The following is a 20,182-nucleotide window of genomic DNA, read 5'->3' on the forward strand; positions in this document are numbered from 1 at the left end:
TGCCCCCACGGCGCTCGACCGCCCGGCCCCCGAGAACTCAGACCCCGCCGAACCGGGCCTCCAGCGCGGAGCGACCCGCCTCCGTCAGAACACCGTGCAGCCTCATCCGCGCCACACCCCCGTCAGGGAACGCGTCGAGGCGGACATGCGTGGCCACCGCCTGCGCGGCCAGCGGGAAACGGTGCACGGTGTCGGGCTGCAGCCTGGTGCGCGGGATGATCTCGAACCATTCCCCGGTGTCACCGTTGCGACCGCTCAGCGCGATCCAGCCGGCCGAATTGCCCTTCAGATACGCCGTGTCGATCTCCACGGCCCGGATCGCCCCCTGCGCGGCGAGCCGGAAGCGGACCCAGTCGTTGGTGCCGTGGACGCGGCGGCGGCGGTTCTCCCAGCCGTCGTCCATCTTGCGGGAGGTGCCGGGCAGGATGATCTGGGTCGGCGAGGAGTAGAACTTGTCGGACGCGTCCTCGTACGTACCGCCATTGAGGACGGAGACGAGGTCGAACGTGCCGAGCAGGCCGAGCCACTCGGGGTCGGGGACCACCTCGCCGTGCACGCGGAGGCGGGCGATGCCGCCGTCGGGGTGCTGGCAGACGCGGATGTGGGTCCAGCGGCGGTCCGAGGTGACGGTGAAGGCATTGGCGGCGTGGCCGCGTACCTGGCTGCGCGGGACGATCTCCTCCCACTTCACGTCGTCGGCGAGGAGTTCGTCGGGCCCGGGGGCGCCGGGCACGCTGGTGGCCTGGATGCTCACGCGCTGCGGGTAGTTGCCGCGGAAGTGGGCGGTGTCGACGATCACGCCGCGGATGACGCCGGGGGCGCCGAGGCGGACGATCGCCCAGTCGTGGTCGTCGGGCGCGGGGAACGGCTCGTCGCAGGTGCCGCGGCGGCGGCGCGTCTCCCAGCCGTCCATGATCTTGCCCTTGTGCCCGAAGTGCTCGGGGTCGAAGACGGCGCGCTCGCGCACGAGGAGGTTCTCGCGCTCGGCGAAGAACTCGTCGTTGGCGGCGATGACTCCGGCGCCGAGCCGCCGGTCGGCGAGGTCGACGAGGTCGGTGAAGGCGGTGGCGTCGCCGAAGGTGCGGTAGTCGGCGTACGGGTCGCCGCCGCCGTAGGGGGCGGCGTCGTTGGCGTGCGGGTCGTCGGTCACGGGGCTCGTCGCGTCGGGAGTCGTCGTCATACGCGCCACTGTCGGGCACACCGACCGCACAGGTCCATCGAAAGTTTCCGAGGCTCACGTTCAGCAAAACTGAACAATAAACGGAACAGCAACGGAACAACAAAGGGACCGGTCAGGCGCGCAGCGCGTCCAGCACCCGCCCCACCGCCGCCCCGTCCTCCGCCCCCCGCCGCACGGCCGCCACCACATGCCGTACGGGACGGTCCGCCCCCAGCGCGCACATCACGACCCCGCCGCGCCGCACCGCGGCCATCCGCGGGACGAGCGCGACGCCCATCCCCGCCTCGACCATCGCCAGGATCGCTGTCCAGCCGGCCGCGCTGTGGGCCTGCTCGGGCACGAACCCGGCGGCCTCGCACGCGGCGAGGGTGATCTCGGACCAGGGCCCGGAACCGCCGAAGATCCACTGCTCCCCGGCGAGGTCGGCGAGGCGCAGGCCCGGTTCGTCCGCCAGCGGGTGCCCCACCGGCAGGGCCACGTCCAGCGGGTCGGCGAGCAGCGGCACCCGCGTGAACTTCGGGTCGCGGGCGGTGGGCGCGTGCACGGCGAGCGAGAGCGCGAGGTCGACGTCACCGGAGGCGAGGAGCTCGTAGGCCTGCGCGGCCTCGGCCTCGCGGACGCGGACGGTGATCCCGGGGTGGTCGGCGCGCAGCACCCGCACGGCGGGGACGACGAGCGCGGGCACCGCGGTGGAGAAGGCGGCCACCCGCACCACGCCCACCTCACCGTGCAGGTGCTGCGCCAACTCGGCGTCGGCGCGCTCCAGTTGGGCGAAGACGGCCTCGGCGTGGCCGAGCACGAGGTGCGCCGCGTCGGTGAGCCGGACGCGCCGCCCGTGCGCCTCGAGCAGCGGTACGCCGAGCTGCTTGGCCAGGTTGGTGAGCTGCTGCGAGACGGCCGACGGGGTCATGAGCAGGGCCTGGGCGGTGGCGGTGACGGTGCCGCGCTCGCGCAGGGTCCGCAGGATCATCAGCTTCTTGATGTCCCACCGGTCGGGCCTGGGCGCGTGCCCCGCGTGCTGCTCGCTCATGAACGACAACGTAACCCGCCCGTGGACGAAGACCTGCGGACTACTCCCATAAAACTCTTGACATCAAGACAACAACTCCCAGAGTATCTCGACGTCAAGACAATCGGCGGTGCGGGGATGCGAGGGCTGACGGTGCGGATGCGGGACGGGTCGAAGGACGGGCTGGTGCGGCAGTTGCGTCGCCCGCCCGGCGGACGCGACGGACGGCTGATGCTGCTCGGCACGTTCGTCGACCGCACCGGCACCGGGGTGTGGGCCGCGGCCTCGGTGCTGTACTTCACGTTCGTCACCGGGCTCGACGGGGCCCAACTCGGGCTGCTGCTCGGGGTGTCGGGCATCGCCGGGGTCGCGGGGTCGCCGCTGGCCGGCCGGCTCGCCGCGCACCTTCCCGTACGGACCCTGCTGACCGGGTGCCATCTGCTGCGCCTGGTCGCCGCCTGCTCGCTGCTCGAACTGGACGACTACGCCGCGCTGTTCCCCGTCGTGGCCCTGCTCAGCATCGGCGACCGGGCCGCGAAGACGCTGGAGATGGTCTTCGCGACCGAGGCCGCCGGTGAGCGGCGCGGCGTATACCAGGCCCTGTCGCGCAGCGTCGCGAACGCCGCGTACGGGCTCGGCGCGGGCCTCGCCGCGATCGGCCTGGCGATCGGCACGCACACCGCGTACCAGGCACTGATCCTCGTGAACGCGCTGTCGTTCCTCGCCGCCGCGCTCCTCACCCTGCGCGTCAACAGCACGGCCCACCGCCCCAAGAGCCACCAAGGGGGCATCAACTCACCTACCACGACGACCCCTTGGCGCGACCGCGGTTACCTGCTCTTCGTCCTCCTCGACGTCCCCATGAACCTGGACGACGCGATCCTGGCCGTGGGTCTGCCGCTGTGGCTGGTCCACCGTACGAACGCGCCGCACACGCTGATCCCCGCCTTCCTCGTCGTCAACACCGCCATGGTGGTGCTGCTCCAACTCCGGGTCACCGCACGGTTCGACGGCCCGGCGGGCGCCCTGCGCGCCGTCACCCGCTACGGCCTCCTCACCACCGTTTCCTGCGCGCTGATCGCGGTGTCGGGCGCGGGCGGCGCCTGGTTCGCGGCCGTGGCGCTGCTGGCCGCGACCGTGGCCGTCACCCTGGCCGAACTCATGCGCTCCGTCTGCTCGTGGGAGCTCGCCGTCTCCCTCGCCCCGGAGCACACCCGCCCCGCCTACCTCGGCGTCGCGGGCATGTCCCCGTCCGTCGCCCGCTGCGTCGGCCCGCCGGTCATCACGGCCGGGGTGATGGCCGCGGGCCCGCTCGGCTGGCTCGGTTTCGCGGCCGGGATCGCGGGGCTTGCGGTGGCCCAACGGCGGCTGTGCACAAGCCGGTTGGGCCGCAGGGCGGCGGTCACGAGGGAAGGCCTCGCGGTCGGCTAGCGGTGCTGCACCGCCCCGTAGTCCGGCGCCCCGTCGGGCAACCGCGTCCCCAGGACGTCCCGCCCCCCGTTGTCCGCGATCACGACCCCCGTGCCGCGCGCGGGCGAGTCCTTGCCGAGCCGGTAGCCCCACAGGTCGTGGAGGCCCCTCGCCGTGCCCGGGTGGCGGAGCAGCGGGTCGGCGGCAAGGGCCGAGGCGTCGCTCGGAACCGGCCCGCCGAAGTACAGATTGTGGTCGTACGACGTCCCGCTCGACGCGTACGAGGCGCCCGCCGGGTTCACGAAGATGTTGTTGCGGAAGGTGATCCCGGAGTTGTTCGGCGCCGTGAACACCATTTGGTGCAGGGGCTTTTCGGCGCTGCCCGGCCGGGTCAGGACGGTGTTGTTGTAGATGTCGACGGATTTGGCGCCCTTGCAGATGAACAGGAACGGGCTGCCGCTGTCGTACTGGCTGACGTTGTAGCGCACGACCGCGTTCGCCACCGGCGCCTGGGCGGCCGAGCACGTCATGAAGAAGCCGCCGCCGTTCTCCCGGCTGAAGTTGTACTGCACGAGGCTGCCGTACGTGGACTCGTCGGCGTCGAAGGCGACGCTGTCCTTGTGCTCGCCGTTGTAGGCGGCCTCGGCGACGTCGTTGAACTGGACGACGGTGTTGTCGGCGCCCGACCACCAGATCCCGGCGTTGTAGTGCTGCATCGACGTGCGCGTCACCGTGTTGTGCTCGATGAGGGTGTCGCGGACCTGGTTGGGCGAGATGCCGCCGTTGCCGATGTCGTGCACGTGGTTGCCGCGGATGGTGAGCCCGGTGCTCGGCGTGAACGCCCCGGTCTCGCTCTCCGGCACCCCCGTCTCACGCCACAGCTTCGTCCAGCCGTCGCGCCGCATCCACGTCGACCAGGTGACGATGCCGTACGCGTGCACGTCGGCGATCTCGTTGTCCTCGATGCGCATGTTCTGGAAGTACGTGGGCGTGGCGTTGCCGCGGACGGTGACGACGATGCCGCCGTGCCCGATGTCGACGTGATCGCCGGAGGGCCCGTCGACATCGTGAACGCGCAGGTTCCGCAGGGTGATTCCGGGCAGGGCACCGGAGTCCTTGGCGTAGATGTGAACACCGCTGCGGTACACACCACTGTTCGCCGTGTTGGTGACATCGAGCCCGTCGAGCGTCACGTCGTGCAGATCGGCGAGCCGCACCGCCGAGTCGACGGCCCCCGCCCCGTCGATCACCGGCTTGCCCCTGCCGTGTCCGTACGAGGTGAAGGTGACGGGCCTGCCGTCCGTGCCGGAGCCCTGGGGCGCGAGCTGCCCCGTCCAGCTGCCGCCCCGCCGGAACCGCACCGTGTCACCGGGCGCGAACACCTGGGAGTTGACCTTGTCCAGGGACTGCCACGCGGCCTTCGGCGAGGTGCCGGACGCCTCGTCGCTGCCGGCCGGGTCGACGTAGTACGTGGTGTGGTGACCGGGCCGGGGCGCGGCGTTCGCCTCCGGCTCGGGCTGCTGCGCCACGGCGGTGAGGAGGCCGCCGGTCAGCAGACCCGTGGCCAACAGGCGGGCCACGAGGCGGCTTCTGCGTGCGGGGATCGGTGCCATGTGGGTGCTCCGTCCGTTGCGAAAGGTCCCGGCACCACGGTGGTACCCGGGCCGGGCTGCGGCGAGGAGGCGCGGCGGTGAACGTGAGCTTGCCGTCCACCGGTTGAGGCCGTTCGGGTCTGTGCGGGTCGTCCCGTTCGGGCCTGCTCGGGTTGCCTGCCCGCGACGGGCCCGCTCATCCGTCCGCGGCGCACCATGGCCGGTTTCCTCTCCGTCACCACCGGTGACGCGGACGGCCCCGCGGCCCTAACGTGGACAAATGACGCAGGAGACGAGAGTGCTGAGCGGCCAACTCCCCGCAGGATGCCCGGACTTCATCTACCTCCCGCTCGAAGTCCCCCCGGACACACGGGAGATCCACGTCGCGTACGTCTTCGACCACCCCAAGGTGCCCGCCGGCACACAGGGCAACGGCTGCGACATCGGCATGTTCGACGAGCGCGGCACGGATCTGCACAGCCCGGGGTTCCGCGGCTGGTCGGGCGGGGCCCGCACGGAGTTCTTCATCAGGGCGGACGAGGCGACGCCCGGTTATCTGCCGGGCCCCCTGAACCCGGGCACCTGGCACATCATCCTGGGCCCGTACATGGTGGCGGCGACGGGCCTGAACTACACGGTGACGGCGACGCTCACGACGGGCAGGGCGGGCCCCTCCGCGCAGCCCGTGTACCCGCCGGAGCGCGCGAAGGGCCGCGGCCGGGCCTGGTACCGCGGCGACTGCCACCTCCACTCGGTCTACTCGGACGGCAAGCGCACGCCGGAACAAATTGCGGCACTGGCCCGCGCCGCGAAGCTGGACTTCATCAACACCTCCGAACACAACACGACGTCGAGCCACGCCCATTGGTCCTCGCTGGCGGGCGACGACCTCCTGATCCTCCTCGGCGAGGAACTGACGACCCGCAACGGCCACTGCCTGGCGATCGGCACGGCCCCCGGCACGTTCGCGGACTGGCGCTACCGGGCCCGTGACGGGGCATTCGCCGACGCGGCCGACGTGATCCACGCCGCGCAGGGCCTGGTGGTCCCGGCACACCCGTACGCGACGTGCTTCGCCTGCGGCTGGAAACTCGGCTACGACCACGCGGACGCACTGGAAGTCTGGAACGGCACGTACACACCGGACGACGAACTGGCCCTGGCCTCCTGGGACGCGACCCTGGCCGCGTCCGCCGCATCCTCCGGCCGCTGGCTCCCGGCGATGGGCAACAGCGACGCCCACAAGGACCCGGACGTGGTGGGCCTGCCCCAAACGGTGGTCCTGGCCGACGACTTGACCCGAGAGGCGATCCTCGCAGGCCTCCGCTCGGGCCACTCCTACCTGGCGGAATCCTCGGCGATACGCCTGACCCTGACAGCCACTTCAGGGGACACCACAGCAGGCATCGGCGAACGTCTCGAGGTGCCGCTCGACGCCCCGGTGACAGTCCGCCTCCAGGTCTCCGGCGCCCCCGGCTGCACCCCCCGCTTCGTCACGGACGAGGGAGTCCCGACGACGGGCCCGGCACTACCCGCCTCCGGCGCGGGGACGCTGGAGTGGCGTACGACGGCCTCGTACGCGCAGTACGTACGCGCGGAGGTCCGGCATCCTCCGGGGGCGGCGGGGACGGCGGGGGCTTGGGCGGCGATCACCAATCCGGTGTGGTTGGGGGCGAGTTCGTAGACAGGGGGTGCCGCCCATGCAACCACCGGTGATCTGATGGCGGGATTCGGCCCGAGCACTGTGTCACCCGGAACCACATGGACGTGTGGAACGAGCGAGCACTGCCGACGAAGGCGGTTCCGGTCCCTTTCAGGACGGTTGTGCGGGCCTCTCTGCTGCCATTGGTCGTGTGGAGTGGCGTCGCGTGCTTGGTGTGGTTCGTCTACGCGCCGTGGGCGGCCGCGGTTCTCGTCCTGCTGTTCGTCGCCTCGTTCCTGATGGGAGCCACCCTCCGCCACCGGAAGGGGCACACCGTCAGGTGCAGTGTGTTCGGCGCGTTCGGGGGTGTACTCGACAAGGCGATGGCGGGCCTTTGAATCGCGCATCGCGGCCACTAAGCGCAGCTCACGTCACATTCTGCAGCACGCTGTTCACGAGCTCCCTCTCCGATGGCCCCGCCGCCTCCATGCCACCCGGCAGGGCCATCCTTGAACTCTGGGTCCCGGCCGGGGAGTTGGATGAGTTCAACGCCCACATCGCCGGCGAGATCCAGGTGGTTCACGAGTTCCGCTGAAGCAGGGCCGACGGACCTTCGATCGCCCGACGGCGCTTCCAGTACGCGACGGTGAGCACGGCCAGGAGCGGGCCCCACAGGAGCAGCGGGGCGTAGCAGACGTAGAAGAAGAGGTCGTCGGGGGAATCGGCGGGGGCCTCGTCGCCTCGGATCGTCCTGCCCATGATCTGGGTGACAAGGGTCAGGCAGCAGAGGGACGTGACGAGCGCGGCTCCGGCCGCGGCGGGGACGACCGCCGCCATGGTCGGGATCCGGCGCCCCCGCAGGAACGGGATCCAGCGCGGAAACACCTCGCCCCAGCGGGCGATCAGCCCGAACGCGGTGAAGGCGAGCGCCTCAGATAGGACCGACAGAGCGACGACGTAGATCCTCTCCCCGACCTCGATGTCCCTGTCGAACGCGGCCGGGAGCCTCCAGAGGCTCGAAGGCAGGACAGCCAGCAGCACGGCGTAGGCGACGATCCGCATCCGCCGGGACACCCCGGCAACCGGCTCGTGGGCCTCGCGCCATGCCGCACGGAGTCTTCCTGGACGGGCGGCAAGCTTCGGCTGCATGTGCGGTCCTCGGGTTCGGCGGGGCTCGGCCGCCCCGTGCCCTTTGAAGATCGCAGCCAGAGTGTTCACCGAGGATCGCTCCGGGGGCTGAACCCGCCCCGCCGCACGGCTGAGGGAACGGTGCGACCTTAGGACGACGGGCAGGGACGGGCAGGGACGGGCAGGGCCGAGGCCTTCTGAGCCGTCCGTTCCTCTCGTACCGTGGCGGCCACGCTTCGACAACGGGGGTTGCCTGCCATGAACATCAGGAAAGCCGCTGGGCTGATCGCGGCCGCAGCGCTGCTCGCGGGCGGCGGGATCGGGCTCGGCGCCACGAGCGCCGCAGCGAATGACGCCCCGAGCGAGTGGTGCTCAGGGACCTTCGCGGTGCCCCAGGGCCACTGCGTGTACGACGTGACCCCGGACTACCCGAACGTCGAGAACTAGCCGGCTCACAGCGCGCCGACGAACGCGGTCCACGCCGTGGGGGTCACCGTGATGACGGGGCCCCCGGGGTTCTTGCTGTCGCGGACGGGGACTACGCCGGTGACTCCGTCGGCCACCTCTACGCAGTCGCCGCCGTCCTCGTTGCTGTACGTCGACTTGCGCCACGTCGCCGCGTTCAGAAAGTCGTAGGTGAACTCGACGCAGTCGCCGCCGTCCGAGTTGCTGTAACTCGACTTAAGCCACTGCGCCACGCTCAGGTCGAGTCGGGTGTTGGTGCGCATGCCCGGTAGTCCTCCGCTGCTTGCCGGATCAGGTCGATCGACGCCTCCGGCGTCAACGCCTTGGCGCGGACCAGGTCGTAGCGGAACGAGTAGTCCGCCACGGCTTGGGTCAACTCTACGAGGTTCCCGATGCGGTTGCCCTCCAGGTAGGCCACATCCTGACCATGCGCGAAGGACAACAGCGTCAAGGACTCACCGCTCAGCCCCGAGGCGCCCGCCGCGAACGGCAACACCTGGACCACCACGTCTGGTTGTCCCGCTGCCGCGACAACCTTCTCCAGTTGCTCGGCCATGACTCCCGGTCCGCCGACAGCGCGACGGATCACAGCCTCGTCCAGCACCGCCCAGAGCAACGGCGGGTCCTCCCTGCTCAGCACTTGTTGTCTGGCCATCCGGGCAACGACCAGTTCATCGACGATCCGCTGCGGGGCACGAGGATGCCCGGACCTGAGCAACTCCCGCGCGTACGCCTCACTTTGCAGCAACCCCGGAACCGTCGCGGGCATGAACTTGTGCATCTTCGTGGCCCGCGCCTCCAGCTCCATGAACCGCCGCGCATAGTCGACGATGCTCCCGCTCACCGCCAGATACCAGAGCTTGCTCAGCAACCCCCGCGCCCCCAACGCCTCGTCCAGCGCGAGCACCACCGCCTCCTTCGGAAACTTCTCCCCCCGCTCGATCCGGCTCAAGTACCCCTTGTCGCAGCGAGCCGACTCCGCCACCCGCGTCAGTGACAGACCCGCCTCCGCGCGGAGCCGCCTCGCCTCCGCGGCGAACATCCCCCGAGCCGTCACATACAGAATCGAGTCGTCCGGCACAACGGTCACGGCGGCAACCCCCTTGCTTGCAAGCCCACTTGGGCAACAGCCCAGGCCTTCCCAGGTTAGCCACGACCCGTAACGCTGAGTGCATGAACCGTAACAATGACAACGATCTCACCGAAGCCCTCAAGGTCCGCGACGAACTGCGTACCGCGCTCGGCGACGCCGGGATGACCCTGCCCTCCCTCGCCGTCGACCTCATTGCCTACGTACGCGAAACGCCCCTCCCCCTCCTGGAGTTGGGGCGCTGCGACCTGGCCACCGCCCGGCTACTGACGAAGGCCCTTCGCGGATGGGCCCGTTGAGGTCATCGAGGTCATCGAGGTCGTCGAGGTCATCGAAGCCAGAAGTACCCCGCCCAGGATCAACCCCATGCACACCACCTGCATCCAGCCCATCGACTCCCCCAGCACCGCGTACGACAACAGCGCTACGCACACCGGCTGGAGGTAGTACACGACTCCGGCCCGCGCCGCGCCGATCATCGCGATCGCCTTGTTCCAGGCGAAGAAGGCGATCGCCGAGGAGACCACGCCGACGTACAGGAGCGGCCCCACCGTCCCCGCCCGCACCTCGAACCCACCCTGCACCGACAGGCTCACCACATACGCGGGCAGCAGCATCAGCGCGCCCACGACGAACGTCGCGAACAGGAACGCCACCCCGCCGATCTCCTTCGGCCGCCGCTTCAGGAGCGCACTGTACGAGCCGAAGCAGACGGCCGCGGCCACCACCCACAGGTCACCCGGCGCGAAGTCGGGGGTGAGCGAACCCTTGGTCACCAGCAGCACAACTCCCGCGCAGGCCACCAGAGTTCCGGTGACCCGGCGGGCGCCGAGGCGCGCTCCGCCCAGTCGTTCGTACAGCGCCATCAGGACCGGCGACGCGGCCATGATCATGCCCATGTTCCCGGCGGAGGTCGTCAGGCCCGCCTGGTTGACCAGGGTGTTGTAGACCGTTACGCCCAGCAGCGCGGCCAGGGTGATGTACCCCAAGTGCCGTCTCAGCAGCGCCCGTTCGCGCCACGCCGCCCGCGCACCGAACGGCGCCACCGCCGCGATCGCCACGATCCAGCGCCAGAACGCGTGCTGGATCGGCGGCACGCTGTCGTGCAGGCCACGCGCGGTGACGAAGCTGCCGGACCAGACGACCGTCGCGAGGGCGGCGAGGGCCAGTCCGATGCCGAGTCCGCCGGCCGCCCGACCGGCGGCCGCGCTCGGCTCCACGGGGGTACGGGTACGGTCCAGGACTGCCATCGGGGCCTCTCTCACGTGGTGTTCCACTTGCCTTGTGCTCGTGTGGATCTACCGTCGCAGGGCTGCACCCATCGCGTCCATCGAATGTTTCCGTGCACTATTTTTAGTAGATCTGAATGATCCGGCAGGGCGTTGCCCTGCCACCGTCGCCCCGAACGCCAGCCCCATCCCCACCAGTTGGAGCGGCGTGAGGCTCTGGCCGAGCGCCGCCCAGCCGATCACCGCCGCCGTCAGCGGCGACAGCGGGCCGAGGAACGTCACCTGCGTGGCCGTGAGCCGGCCGATCCCGCGGAACCAGAGCCAGTACGCGACCGCCGTGTTCGCCAGGGCCAAGTACGCGTAACCGCCCAGCGCGCGGCCGTCGAGCGCCGGGGGTGCGCCCTCGACCAGCCACGCCAGCGGTGCGATCAGCAGGCCGCCCGCCGTGAGCTGCCACGCGGTCAGGGCCAACGGGCCGACGCCGTCCGGGCGGCCCCACTTCTTCGTCAGGACCGTGCCCGTCGACATCGACGCCGTGGAGGCGAGTGCCGCCGCGACGCCGAGCGCGTCGAGCGCACCCGCGGCCCGCAGCACCACCAGGCTGACGCCGAGCGCCGCCACCGCACCCGTCAACAGCGTGCGGCGGGACGGGCGTTGGCCCAGCAGGCCCGTCGACAGGACCGCGACGAACAGCGGGCCGAGCGAGCCGACGACCGCCGCGAGACCTCCGGGCAGGCGGTACGCGGACAGGAAGAGGAGCGGGAAGAACGCGCCGATGTTCAGCGCCCCGAGCACCGGCGCCTTCCACCACCACTCCCCCTTCGGCAGCCGTCGCGCCAGCGCCAGGAGCAGCAGGCCCGCGGGCAGCGCACGTACCGTCGCCGTGAACAACGGGCGGTCCGGCGGCAGGAGTTGAGTCGTCACCGCGTACGTCGATCCCCAGGACGCGGGGGCGAGCGCCGTCAGCAGGATCACGCCCGCCCGCCTCATGACGCCACCGCCGTCGTCGCCACTGCCGTCGTCGCCGCCACCGGCTCGCGCACCGGCTGCGGGGCGCGCGCCACGACCACCGTCTGCACCGACTCCACCGGCAGCCGCCGCTCCACGCGGATCAGCAGTCCGGCCGCAACGGCCGACGTCGCGATGAGGAACAGCCACGGCACCCGGCCGTCCACCGCGAGCAGGCCCGTGAACAGGGACGGCGAGACCGCCTTCGCCAGCGACCAGGACAGTTGGTACGCCGCCATGTACCGGCCGCGCGCCTCCTCCGGCGCCGCGGAGACCGCGAGCACCTCGGCCGACGGACTGTGGACCAGTTCGCCGAGCGTGTAGACGACCACGAGCACGATCAGGGCCGTGGCGATCAGGAGCCCGCCGCCCGGGCGCACCGTGCCCAGCACCGCCAGGCCCGCGAACGAGGCCGCGAACAGCATCCCGCCGAGCGCCGCCGAGCGGGTGCGCCGCGCCCCCGTACCGCGCACCCGGCCCGCGACGAACATCCCGGCCACCGCGCACAGCACCGTGTTGACCGTGAACGCCGTGCCGGTGAGCGCCGCCGGGCCGTGCAGCCACTCCACGATGAACAGCGGGAAGAGCACCGAAAGGGCCGAGTAGGACAGGGCGTTGAGGAAGTTCGCTCCGGTCAGCACGAGGAAGGGGCGGTCGGCGGCGACCAGCCGGTAGCCCGCCCGACGCCGCCCCTCACCCGCAACAGCCGTACGCACCGTTCGCACCGTTCGCACCGGACGCAGCGGGCGCAGCGGGCGCAGCAGCAGCGCGGCCACCGCGAACGTCAGCGCGTTCCCCCACGCCGCGTACGTGTACGCGCCCGGGCCCGCGACCCCGATGACCAGCGTCGCGAGCAACGCGCCCGCGCCGCTGCCGCCGTTGGTCAGCGCGCGCAGGGCCGCCTGCAGCCGGTCCCGGTCGGCGCCGCGTGCCACCTCGCCGATCAGTGCGGACTGGGCGGCGGGGAAGGCCCGGTCCGCGGCGGCCGTCAGGAAGGCGACGGCGGCGAACGCGGGCAGCGAGTGCGCGGCCGGGTAGAGCAGGAAGCCGATGGCCCGGACCGTGTAGAGGACGTACTGGACGGGGCGCGCCCCGAACCGGTCCACCGCCGCGCCGGCCAGCGGCAGCGCCGCCATCCCGGCCAGGCCCGTCACGGTGAGGACGGCGCCGACGACGGCGAACGACAGCCCGGTGACGTAGTGGAAGAAGACCAGCGTGAACGGGACGTACATGCCGTTGCCGATGCCGTTCACCGCGGCCGCGAACGTCATGGACCGCTCGCCGGGTACGCGCTTGCCCTGCATGGGGACCCCCTAAGTAGCTCGATGGGAAGTAGCTTAGCCTCAAGCTACTTTTCGTCAAGCTACTTCCTCGAAAGTTACTTTCTCCCGAGCTACTTTCTTGCCCTCTACCGACCCGGTGCGGATACTCGGGGTCATGAGCAGCGACAAGGACACGGACGCCGCAGACGCCACGGACGCCGTCGACGCGATCATCGAGCAGTGGGCGAAGGTCCGGCCCGATCTGGACACCACGGCGATGGAGGTCTTCGGCCGCATCTACCGCCTCGCGCGCGGCATGGGCGACCGGATCGAGAAGACGTACGCCCGGATCGGGATCTCGCGCGGCGAGTTCGACGTGCTGGCGACCCTGCGCCGCGCGGACGCCCCGTACACGCTCTCGCCGCGTCAGCTGTCGGGCACGCTGATGCTGACGACGGGCGGGATGACGGGGCGGCTCGACAAGCTGGAGCGGCGCGGGCTCGTGCGCCGCTCACCCGATCCGCACGACCGGCGCGGACTCCAGGTCACGCTCACGGACGAGGGTCTCGCGGTCGTGGACGAGGCGGTGGGCGCGGGCCTCGACGTGCAGAAGAAGGCCGTCGCGGGAGCCCTGACCGATGAGCAGGCGGCCCAACTGTCCGACCTGTTGCGGCAGTTGCTGGCGACGACCGCACCGGAGTAGCCGGGCGCTGTCAACCCTCCAGATACGCCAGCACGGCCAGCACCCGCCGGTTGCCGCTCTCCCCCGGCAGCAGTTGGAGCTTGCCGAAGATGTTGCCGATGTGCTTGGTCACGGCCTTCTCGGTGACGAACAGGGCCTCCGCCACACCCGCGTTCGACCGGCCCTGCGCGAGCAGTCCGAGCACCTCGCGCTCGCGGGCGGTCAGGGAGGCGAGGCGCTGGTCGCGGACCTTGCGGGCGAGGAGTTTGGCGACGACCTCGGGGTCCATCACCGTGCCGCCGTCGGCGACCTGGCGGATGGTGCGCAGGAATTCGGCGCCGTTCGTGACCCGGTCCTTGAGGACGTAGCCGACCGCTCCCGCACCGTCGGACAGCAACTCCCGGGCGTACAACGGCTCTACGTATTGGGAGAGCAGCAACACCGGGAGTCCTGGCACCTGTTGGCGGGCGGCGAGCGCCGCGCGCAGGCCCTCGTCGCCGAAGTCCGGGGGCAGTCGTACGTCGACGATCGCGACGTCCGGCTTCTCGCCGACGAGGGCGGCCAGCAGCTCCGGGCCGTTGTCGACGGCGGCGACGACCTCGTGGCCGTACGCGCCCAGGAGTCGTACGAGACCGTCCCTCAGCAGGAAGTGGTCTTCGGCGACGACAACGCGCACGGCACCTCCATCGAGATCTGGGTCGGGCCGCCGACCGGGCTGTTGACGGCCAGCACCCCGTCGAAGGTGGCCAGTCGGCGCTCGATGCCCGCGAGGCCGCCGCCGCGGGCCGCGGTGGCGCCGCCCCGGCCGTCGTCGGACACGCCGACCTTCAGCACCCCGGCGTCATGGCTGATGTCGATCCACAGGCGTTCGGCGTCGGCGTGCTTGGCGGCGTTCGTGACGGTCTCGGCGACCGCGAAGTAGACCGCCGACTCGACGGGTGGCTCGGGGCGGCCGCGCAGGTCGACGGTGACCTCCGCGTCCAGCGGGCTGAGCAGCGCCAACGACCGTACGGCGTCGGCCAGTCCACGGTCGGCGAGGATCGGCGGGAGGATGCCGCGGACCAGGTCGCGCAGCTCCTGCAGGGCCGCCGAGGACGAGGCGCGGGCCTCCGCGAGCAGCGCGGCGGCGGCCTCCGGGTCCTCCTTCAGACGGTGCTCGGCGGCGTCAAGGGTCATCCCCATGGCCACCAGCCGCGCCTGCGCCCCGTCGTGCAAGTCCCGTTCGATGCGGCGGAGTTCGGCGGCCGAGGTGTCGACGGCGTCGGTGCGGGTCGCCGCGAGATGGGCGATGCGGGCGGCCATCATCTCCTGGTCGCCGGGGGTGAGCGTGGCGCGGACGAAGCGGGCGTGGCGGTCGACGGTGACGGGCGCGAGCCGGAGGCCGGTCGCGCCGACGGCCAGGCCGAGCAGGCCCGCCATGACGGAGGTGGGTACGTCGGTGACGTGGATGGCCGTGTACCACACGCCGTCCCAGGGGTCCGAGAGCATCGAGCCGAAGAACGCGAGGAAGACACCCCAGATGCCGTAGAGGACGAGCGCGCCGGGCAGACCCGCGATGAGGCCGGCGACCAGCGAGTACAGCGCGGTCCAGCGCCACTCGCGCCGCCGCTGGGCATCGCCGAACAGCCAGCTGTAGCGGGCGATCAGGCCGAAGCCCACCTTCTCGCGCCCGCCCGGCACCGCGGGCGGCGCGGCCACGGTGATGCCCGACCACTCGGCGGCAAGGGCCCGCTCCCGGTCCACGACGCGGCGCATTCCGGCCGCGGCCCGCGGCAGCAGCCCGGGGACCGGCGTCCACACCGCGAGGTGGACCATCGTCGACCGGTGCACCGCCACCAGCGAAAGCAACCACAGCCGGTGGCAGCGCCGCAGCGCCTCGACCTGTTTCATGTCCCCCAACTCCCCTGTCCGCTTCGACTACTGCAAGGAGTATCCGGCGAACTCCCCGGGCAAGTCGGTGGACTTAACTCCCCCATCAAGGCCCTCCTGCGCCCACGCAGCGTAGCCGTCCGGGCGCACCAGCAGGGCGGTGCGCCGCCCGCTCGCCCAGTGCGCGACCCGGACCCGGTCGCTCTTGTACGCGGCGCCCTCCGGCAGGATCAGCACGAATTCGCCCGCGCGCAAGGCCTCGTAGAGCCGGGTGCCGTCGGCCAGGGCCACGTCCGGGACGCGCTTGCCGACGAGCGGGTGCGCGTCCTTCGGCGCCGGGTAGGTGAAGCCGAGGCCGGTGATCTGGCCGACGGCTCGGTCCTGGATCGGGCGGACGCGGCCCACGACGCGGGCCAGTACGGAGCGGGCGGCGATCGTCCAGGGGCGCTTGGCCATCGCGAGGCGCACGATGCCGCCGCTGCTGCGCAGGACGGCCCTGCCGACGGGGTGGCGCTCCGCCTCGTACGTGTCCAACAGGGCAGTGGTGGCACGGCCGTTGACGACGGCGGCCAGCTTCCAGCCCAGGTTCGCGGCGTCCTGCAGGCCGGTGTTCATGCCCTGCCCGCCCGCCGGGGTGTGCACGTGCGCGGCGTCGCCCGCGAGCAGCACGCGGCCCACGCGGTAGTGCGGCGCCTGCCGTTCGTCGCTGTGGAAGCGGGACATCCAGCGGGCGTCGTGCATGCCGTAGTCGCGGCCGAGGGCGAGCCGGGCGATCTCCTTGATCTCGTCGAGGTCGAGGGGTTCGCTGTCGGCGACGTCGCGGGACCTGTTCCAGCCGATGACCCGGTAGTAGCCGTCACCGAAGGGCGCGAGAAAGGCGAACGCGTCGCCGACGGCGTTCACGGTGAGCAGGTTCTCCGGCTGCTCGGCGAGGCGTACGTCGGCGAGCACGACGGAACGGATGACGGACTTGCCGGGGAAGGGCAGCCCCATCGCGTCGCGCACGGCACTGCGCATCCCGTCGGCGCCGACGACGTACCCGGCGCGCCGCTCACTCGACTCGCCGTCGTTCGACCGGAGTTGGAGCGTGACTCCGTCCGCGTCCTGGGTCAGCCCCGTCACCTCGGTCTCGTAAGCGAAGGAGACACCGGCGTCGACCGCGCGCCGCTCCAGGACCTTCTCGACCTCGTACTGCGGCAGGACGAGCAGGTGCGGGAAGCGGGAGCGCAGGCGCGTCAGGTCGACGGTGAGGCCGCTGAACAGCCGCAGCCGGTCGAGGACTTGGCCCTTCTCCTCGAGCTCGTCGGCGAGACCGCGGGCATCGAGCTGCTCCAGGGCTCGGGCGTGCACGACGAAGGCGCGGGAGAGGTTGCTGATCCTGTGGGGGCGCTTCTCGACGAGGGTGACGGGGACGCCTGCGGCGGCGAGGTCCCCGGCGAGGAGCAGGCCGGTGGGGCCCGAGCCGACGACGATGACAGAGCTGTTCATGGAAGCCTCCTGCGACGGGCCGTCATGCCAACAACTGTTGGTCAACGCTTGTTGGCCAACGTAGAACCGCAGCTATGGACTGTCAACAGGCGTTGGCCTACGTTTGTTGGCATGAGCGAGAAGCAGCAGACCGCACGTCGTTCGGACGCCACCCGGGCCTCGATCCTCACGGCGGCCCGAGAGCGGTTCGCCGCGGACGGGTACGAGCGGGCCACGATCCGGGCCATCGCCCGCGACGCCCGCATCGACCCGTCCATGGTGATGCGCTACTACGGCAACAAGGAGGGCCTCTTCGCGGCGGCCGTCGCCCTCGACCTGCGCATCCCGGACCCGGCGGGCATCCCGCGCGAGGAGATCGGCCGCGCCATGATCGGCCATTTCGTGGACCTGTGGGAGGAGAACGAGGTGCTCACCGCGCTGCTGCGGGTCGGCGCCACCAACCCGGCCGCCGCCGCGCGCATGCAGGACGTCGTGCGCGACCAGCTGGTCCCGGTGGCCCGGCAGACCTGCGCGGACCCGGAACAGGCGCCGGCCCGGGCGGCCCTGGTCGCGTCGCAGACACTCGGGCTCGCGATGACGCGGTACGTGCTGCGGTTCCCGGCGAGCGTGGCGCTGAGCCGGGCGGAGATCCTGGACTGGCTGGGCCCGACGATCCAGCGCTACCTCACGGCAAAGACGCCCTGACCGCGAAACCGGGCCGTGAACACGTCGAGGGCACCCACCACGGCGGATGCCACGGCAGATGCCCTCGACGAAGAAAAAGACGTCCTCGACGGACGGGAAGTGGGCGCTCAGCCCTGCTTGGCCTGCTTGCGGGACTTGTCGCCCAGGATCACCAGACCGGCGATCACCAGGAAGAGCACGATCGGCGTCACCACGTAGAGGCCGAGCGTCTCGATCACGCTCAGGCCGGAACCCGGGTCGTCGCCGTCGTCACGCGTCAGCGCGAGCGCGGGGGACGACATCAGCAGCATCATCAGCGTCGTACCGGCGGCCAGGGCGCCGGCGCGCAGGGCGTTCTTCTTGTCCACGGTGCCAACGTAGCGAACGCCTAAACGAGCCGCGCGTCCGGGGGGTCTATAGGAGGCACGCCCGTCCCTGCGCGCACGTCCGCGAACACCGCCAGGAGCGCGTGCGCGCGGGGCGACGACGCCAGGTCCTCCAGGGTGACGGGACGCCCGGCCGCGTCGGCGACGGGCAGGCGCCAGTTCGGGTACTCGTCCCAGGTGCCGGGCAGGTTCTGCGGGCGCCGGTCGCCGACCAGATCGGGCAGCCAGACGCCGATCATGCGGGCCGGGGTGCGCAGCAGGAAGCGGTGCACGGCCCGGATCGCCTCCTCCTCGTCGGCCCCCTGCTCCGTCAGGCCCAGGCGGGCGAAGAGGGCGAGCCACTGCGCGACCTCGGCCGCCGCCTCGGCGGGCGAGGCCGTGGACAGGCCGAGCCGCTCGCGCAGCCGTACGTCGTCGCCCGACAGGCGGGCCGCGGTGGACGGCAGGTCGTGGGTGGTGGCCGTGGCCACGCAGTCCGTACGCCACTGCTCGGCGGGGATCGGCTGCCCGTCCCCCTCCCAGGCCCGCTCGAACCAGAGCACCGACGTGCCAAGAACCCCGCAGGCGTGCAGCCGCTCCCGTACGCCGGGCTCGACGGTGCCGAGGTCCTCCCCGATGACGTACGTCCCCGAACGCGTCGCCTCGAGGATCAGCACCGCCAGCATCGCCTCGGCGTCGTAGTGCACGTACGTGCCCTCGGTGGGGGCCTCGCCCTGCGGGATCCACCAGAGCCGGAACAGGCCCATCACGTGGTCGATGCGGATGGCGCCCGCGTGCCGCACGAGGGTGCGGAGCAGGTCGCGGAAGGGGGCGTAGCCGGTCTCGGCGAGCCGGTCGGGGCGCCAGGGCGGCAGCCCCCAGTCCTGGCCGCGCGCGTTGAACGCGTCCGGCGGCGCACCCACGCCCATGCCCTGCGCGAAGACGTCGCGCTGCGCCCACGCGTCGGCGCCGCCCGGGTGCACGCCGACGGCGAGGTCGTGGACGAGCCCGATGGGCATGCCCGCGTCGCGCGCGGCCCGCTGGGCGGCGGCGAGTTGTGCGTCGGTGAGCCAGGCGAGGCGGCTGTGGAAGTCGACGCGGTCCCTCAACTCCCGGCGGGCGCGCTCCACTTGCGGCGAGCGCGGGTCCTGGAGCGCGGCCGGCCAGGTGTGCCAGTCGGGGCCGTGGCGTTCGGCGAGCGCGCAGTAGGTGGCGTGGTCCTCCAGGGCGGTGCCCTGGGCGGCGAGGAAGTCGATGTAGGCGGCGCGGCGGCCCGGCGCGAGCGGCACGTCGTGGACGGCTTCCAGCGCCGCCCGCTTCAGCTCCCACACGGCGTCCCGGTCGATCGACTCCCCCTTGCCGAGGACGTCTTCGCGCAGCCGGGCGGCCTCACCGGTGGAGCGCGTGGTGACGTACGCGTACTCGGGGACGTCCTCGATCCGCAGGTGCACGGGGTCGGGGAAGCGGCGGGACGAGGGGCGGTACGGGGAGGGGTCGGTGCCGCCGCCGTGCGGGTCGGCAGGGACGGCCGCGTGCAACGGGTTGACCTGGAGGAATCCGGTGCCGTGCGTGCGGGCCGCCCAGGACGCCAGGTCGGCCAGGTCGCCGAGGTCGCCCATGCCCCAGGAGCGGCTGGAGAGAAGGGAGTAGAGCTGGACGAGGAGGCCGTGCGTGCGGGTGGCCGGCCGCGGGGCCATGGGCGGGGCGGCGATGAGATGGGCGGTCGCCCTCGCTCCGGTGGGTGTCTCCGCCGTCAGCGCGTGCACCCCCGGTGGGGGCTCGTGTTCGAGCTCCGCCCTCCCACCCGCCTGATCGCTCCGCGCCTCGGGCGTCAGGAACAGCCGTGTCCCCTCGGGGAGTTGACCGAGCCAGTCCGGCCTCGGGCCCCCGAGCCACCACACCACCGTCGGCGGCAGCAACCGCCCCGCGAGCTCCGCCTCCCGCGCGGCCAGCGCCGCGTCGGGTGCGGCCGCGTCGACGCCGAGCGCGGTGAGCGCGGCCGTCACCGCCGCGTCCGACGCCCGGACGGTGCGGCCCGGTGCCGGGGAGTAGGAAGTGGCCACGCCGTACAGCTCGGCGAGCCGGGCCAGGCTCACCTGG

Annotated in this window: 20 protein-coding genes; 6 read left to right on the plus strand and 14 right to left on the minus strand. The window is 71.7% G+C overall.

The genetic code is table 11. The annotated features are described in order from the left end of the window. Positions 1 to 37 precede the first annotated feature (37 nt). Together alc and ACIBUY_RS09505 are read right to left on the minus strand one after the other, a co-directional pair. A complete protein-coding gene (gene alc / locus ACIBUY_RS09500; protein ID WP_365578504.1) occupies positions 38 to 1,180 on the minus strand; it encodes an allantoicase in 1,143 nt (380 codons plus the stop codon). A gap of 112 nt (positions 1,181 to 1,292) precedes the next feature. Next, positions 1,293 to 2,210, minus strand: coding sequence for a LysR family transcriptional regulator (locus ACIBUY_RS09505; protein WP_399152259.1), 918 nt, complete (start codon positions 2,208 to 2,210; stop codon positions 1,293 to 1,295). A gap of 117 nt (positions 2,211 to 2,327) precedes the next feature. Between ACIBUY_RS09505 and ACIBUY_RS09510 the strand changes: the two genes are divergently transcribed. Continuing rightward, positions 2,328 to 3,620: an MFS transporter gene (locus ACIBUY_RS09510; protein ID WP_399152260.1), complete on the plus strand. Its 1,293-nt coding sequence runs from the start codon at positions 2,328 to 2,330 to the stop codon at positions 3,618 to 3,620. Here ACIBUY_RS09510 and ACIBUY_RS09515 read toward each other — a convergent pair. After that, the gene (locus tag ACIBUY_RS09515) at positions 3,617 to 5,212 is read right to left on the minus strand and encodes a right-handed parallel beta-helix repeat-containing protein (RefSeq protein WP_365578498.1); all 1,596 of its coding nucleotides are present in this window, start codon (positions 5,210 to 5,212) and stop codon (positions 3,617 to 3,619) included. The genes ACIBUY_RS09510 and ACIBUY_RS09515 overlap by 4 nt on opposite strands. Before the next feature lie 259 nt (positions 5,213 to 5,471). Between ACIBUY_RS09515 and ACIBUY_RS09520 the strand changes: the two genes are divergently transcribed. Further along, positions 5,472 to 6,875 (plus strand): CehA/McbA family metallohydrolase, encoded by a 1,404-nt coding sequence (locus ACIBUY_RS09520; protein ID WP_399152261.1) that lies wholly within the window; start codon positions 5,472 to 5,474, stop codon positions 6,873 to 6,875. Between the two features lie 537 nt (positions 6,876 to 7,412). Here the strand turns inward: ACIBUY_RS09520 and ACIBUY_RS09525 are convergent. Continuing rightward, the gene (locus ACIBUY_RS09525) at positions 7,413 to 7,982 is read right to left on the minus strand and encodes a hypothetical protein (RefSeq protein ID WP_399152262.1); all 570 of its coding nucleotides are present in this window, start codon (positions 7,980 to 7,982) and stop codon (positions 7,413 to 7,415) included. A gap of 237 nt (positions 7,983 to 8,219) precedes the next feature. Here ACIBUY_RS09525 and ACIBUY_RS09530 point away from each other — a divergent pair, with 237 nt between their 5' ends. Continuing rightward, positions 8,220 to 8,408 carry a hypothetical protein gene (locus ACIBUY_RS09530; RefSeq protein ID WP_399152263.1) on the plus strand — a complete coding sequence of 63 codons (189 nt, stop codon included), beginning with the start codon at positions 8,220 to 8,222 and terminating at the stop codon, positions 8,406 to 8,408. A gap of 5 nt (positions 8,409 to 8,413) precedes the next feature. Here ACIBUY_RS09530 and ACIBUY_RS09535 read toward each other — a convergent pair whose 3' ends face one another. Further along, complete coding sequence (locus tag ACIBUY_RS09535) at positions 8,414 to 8,689, minus strand: DUF397 domain-containing protein (RefSeq protein WP_399152264.1); 276 nt, start codon at positions 8,687 to 8,689, stop codon at positions 8,414 to 8,416. Next, the gene (locus tag ACIBUY_RS09540; RefSeq protein WP_399152265.1) at positions 8,662 to 9,516 is read right to left on the minus strand and encodes a helix-turn-helix domain-containing protein; all 855 of its coding nucleotides are present in this window, start codon (positions 9,514 to 9,516) and stop codon (positions 8,662 to 8,664) included. The genes ACIBUY_RS09535 and ACIBUY_RS09540 overlap by 28 nt, the downstream gene beginning before the upstream one ends. 83 nt (positions 9,517 to 9,599) lie before the next feature. On the opposite strand from ACIBUY_RS09540, the gene ACIBUY_RS09545 reads away from it, so the two are divergent. Further along, positions 9,600 to 9,815: a hypothetical protein gene (locus ACIBUY_RS09545; protein WP_399152266.1), complete on the plus strand. Its 216-nt coding sequence runs from the start codon at positions 9,600 to 9,602 to the stop codon at positions 9,813 to 9,815. Here the strand turns inward: ACIBUY_RS09545 and ACIBUY_RS09550 are convergent. Genes ACIBUY_RS09550 through ACIBUY_RS09560 form a run of 3 tightly spaced genes read right to left on the minus strand, consistent with a single transcriptional unit; the run spans position 9,780 to position 13,057 of the window. Further along, positions 9,780 to 10,766 (minus strand): DMT family transporter, encoded by a 987-nt coding sequence (locus tag ACIBUY_RS09550; RefSeq protein WP_399152267.1) that lies wholly within the window; start codon positions 10,764 to 10,766, stop codon positions 9,780 to 9,782. The two genes, ACIBUY_RS09545 and ACIBUY_RS09550, sit on opposite strands and share 36 nt — an antisense overlap. Positions 10,767 to 10,814: 48 nt before the next feature. Next, positions 10,815 to 11,735, minus strand: coding sequence for an EamA family transporter (locus ACIBUY_RS09555; protein ID WP_399152268.1), 921 nt, complete (start codon positions 11,733 to 11,735; stop codon positions 10,815 to 10,817). Continuing rightward, a complete protein-coding gene (locus tag ACIBUY_RS09560; protein ID WP_399152269.1) occupies positions 11,732 to 13,057 on the minus strand; it encodes an MFS transporter in 1,326 nt (441 codons plus the stop codon). The genes ACIBUY_RS09555 and ACIBUY_RS09560 overlap by 4 nt, the downstream gene beginning before the upstream one ends. 133 nt (positions 13,058 to 13,190) lie before the next feature. On the opposite strand from ACIBUY_RS09560, the gene ACIBUY_RS09565 reads away from it, so the two are divergent. Continuing rightward, positions 13,191 to 13,718 (plus strand): MarR family winged helix-turn-helix transcriptional regulator, encoded by a 528-nt coding sequence (locus ACIBUY_RS09565; RefSeq protein WP_399152270.1) that lies wholly within the window; start codon positions 13,191 to 13,193, stop codon positions 13,716 to 13,718. A gap of 10 nt (positions 13,719 to 13,728) precedes the next feature. Here the strand turns inward: ACIBUY_RS09565 and ACIBUY_RS09570 are convergent, their stop codons facing one another. From ACIBUY_RS09570 to ACIBUY_RS09580, 3 genes are read right to left on the minus strand one after another with little or no spacing between them, the layout of a single operon-like run. After that, entirely contained in the window at positions 13,729 to 14,373 is a 645-nt protein-coding gene (locus ACIBUY_RS09570; protein WP_399152271.1) for a response regulator, read from the minus strand. After that, the gene (locus ACIBUY_RS09575; RefSeq protein WP_365578470.1) at positions 14,337 to 15,587 is read right to left on the minus strand and encodes a histidine kinase; all 1,251 of its coding nucleotides are present in this window, start codon (positions 15,585 to 15,587) and stop codon (positions 14,337 to 14,339) included. The genes ACIBUY_RS09570 and ACIBUY_RS09575 overlap by 37 nt, the downstream gene beginning before the upstream one ends. A 27-nt stretch (positions 15,588 to 15,614) precedes the next feature. After that, positions 15,615 to 17,054, minus strand: a complete 1,440-nt coding sequence (locus ACIBUY_RS09580; protein ID WP_365578468.1) for an FAD-dependent monooxygenase — start codon at positions 17,052 to 17,054, stop codon at positions 15,615 to 15,617. Positions 17,055 to 17,165: 111 nt separating this feature from the next. Here ACIBUY_RS09580 and ACIBUY_RS09585 point away from each other — a divergent pair, with 111 nt between their 5' ends. Beyond that, positions 17,166 to 17,738 carry a TetR family transcriptional regulator gene (locus tag ACIBUY_RS09585; RefSeq protein WP_365578466.1) on the plus strand — a complete coding sequence of 191 codons (573 nt, stop codon included), beginning with the start codon at positions 17,166 to 17,168 and terminating at the stop codon, positions 17,736 to 17,738. A 107-nt stretch (positions 17,739 to 17,845) separates the two neighbouring features. Here the strand turns inward: ACIBUY_RS09585 and ACIBUY_RS09590 are convergent, their stop codons facing one another. Further along, entirely contained in the window at positions 17,846 to 18,085 is a 240-nt protein-coding gene (locus ACIBUY_RS09590; protein ID WP_365578464.1) for a hypothetical protein, read from the minus strand. Between the two features lie 20 nt (positions 18,086 to 18,105). Further along, positions 18,106 to 20,178, minus strand: a complete 2,073-nt coding sequence (gene malQ / locus ACIBUY_RS09595) for a 4-alpha-glucanotransferase (RefSeq protein WP_365578462.1) — start codon at positions 20,176 to 20,178, stop codon at positions 18,106 to 18,108. Positions 20,179 to 20,182 lie beyond the last annotated feature (4 nt).

The sequence above is a fragment of the Streptomyces sp. NPDC050085 genome (assembly GCF_044460595.1).
In the GTDB taxonomy this organism is placed as follows: Bacteria; Actinomycetota; Actinomycetes; order Streptomycetales; family Streptomycetaceae; genus Streptomyces.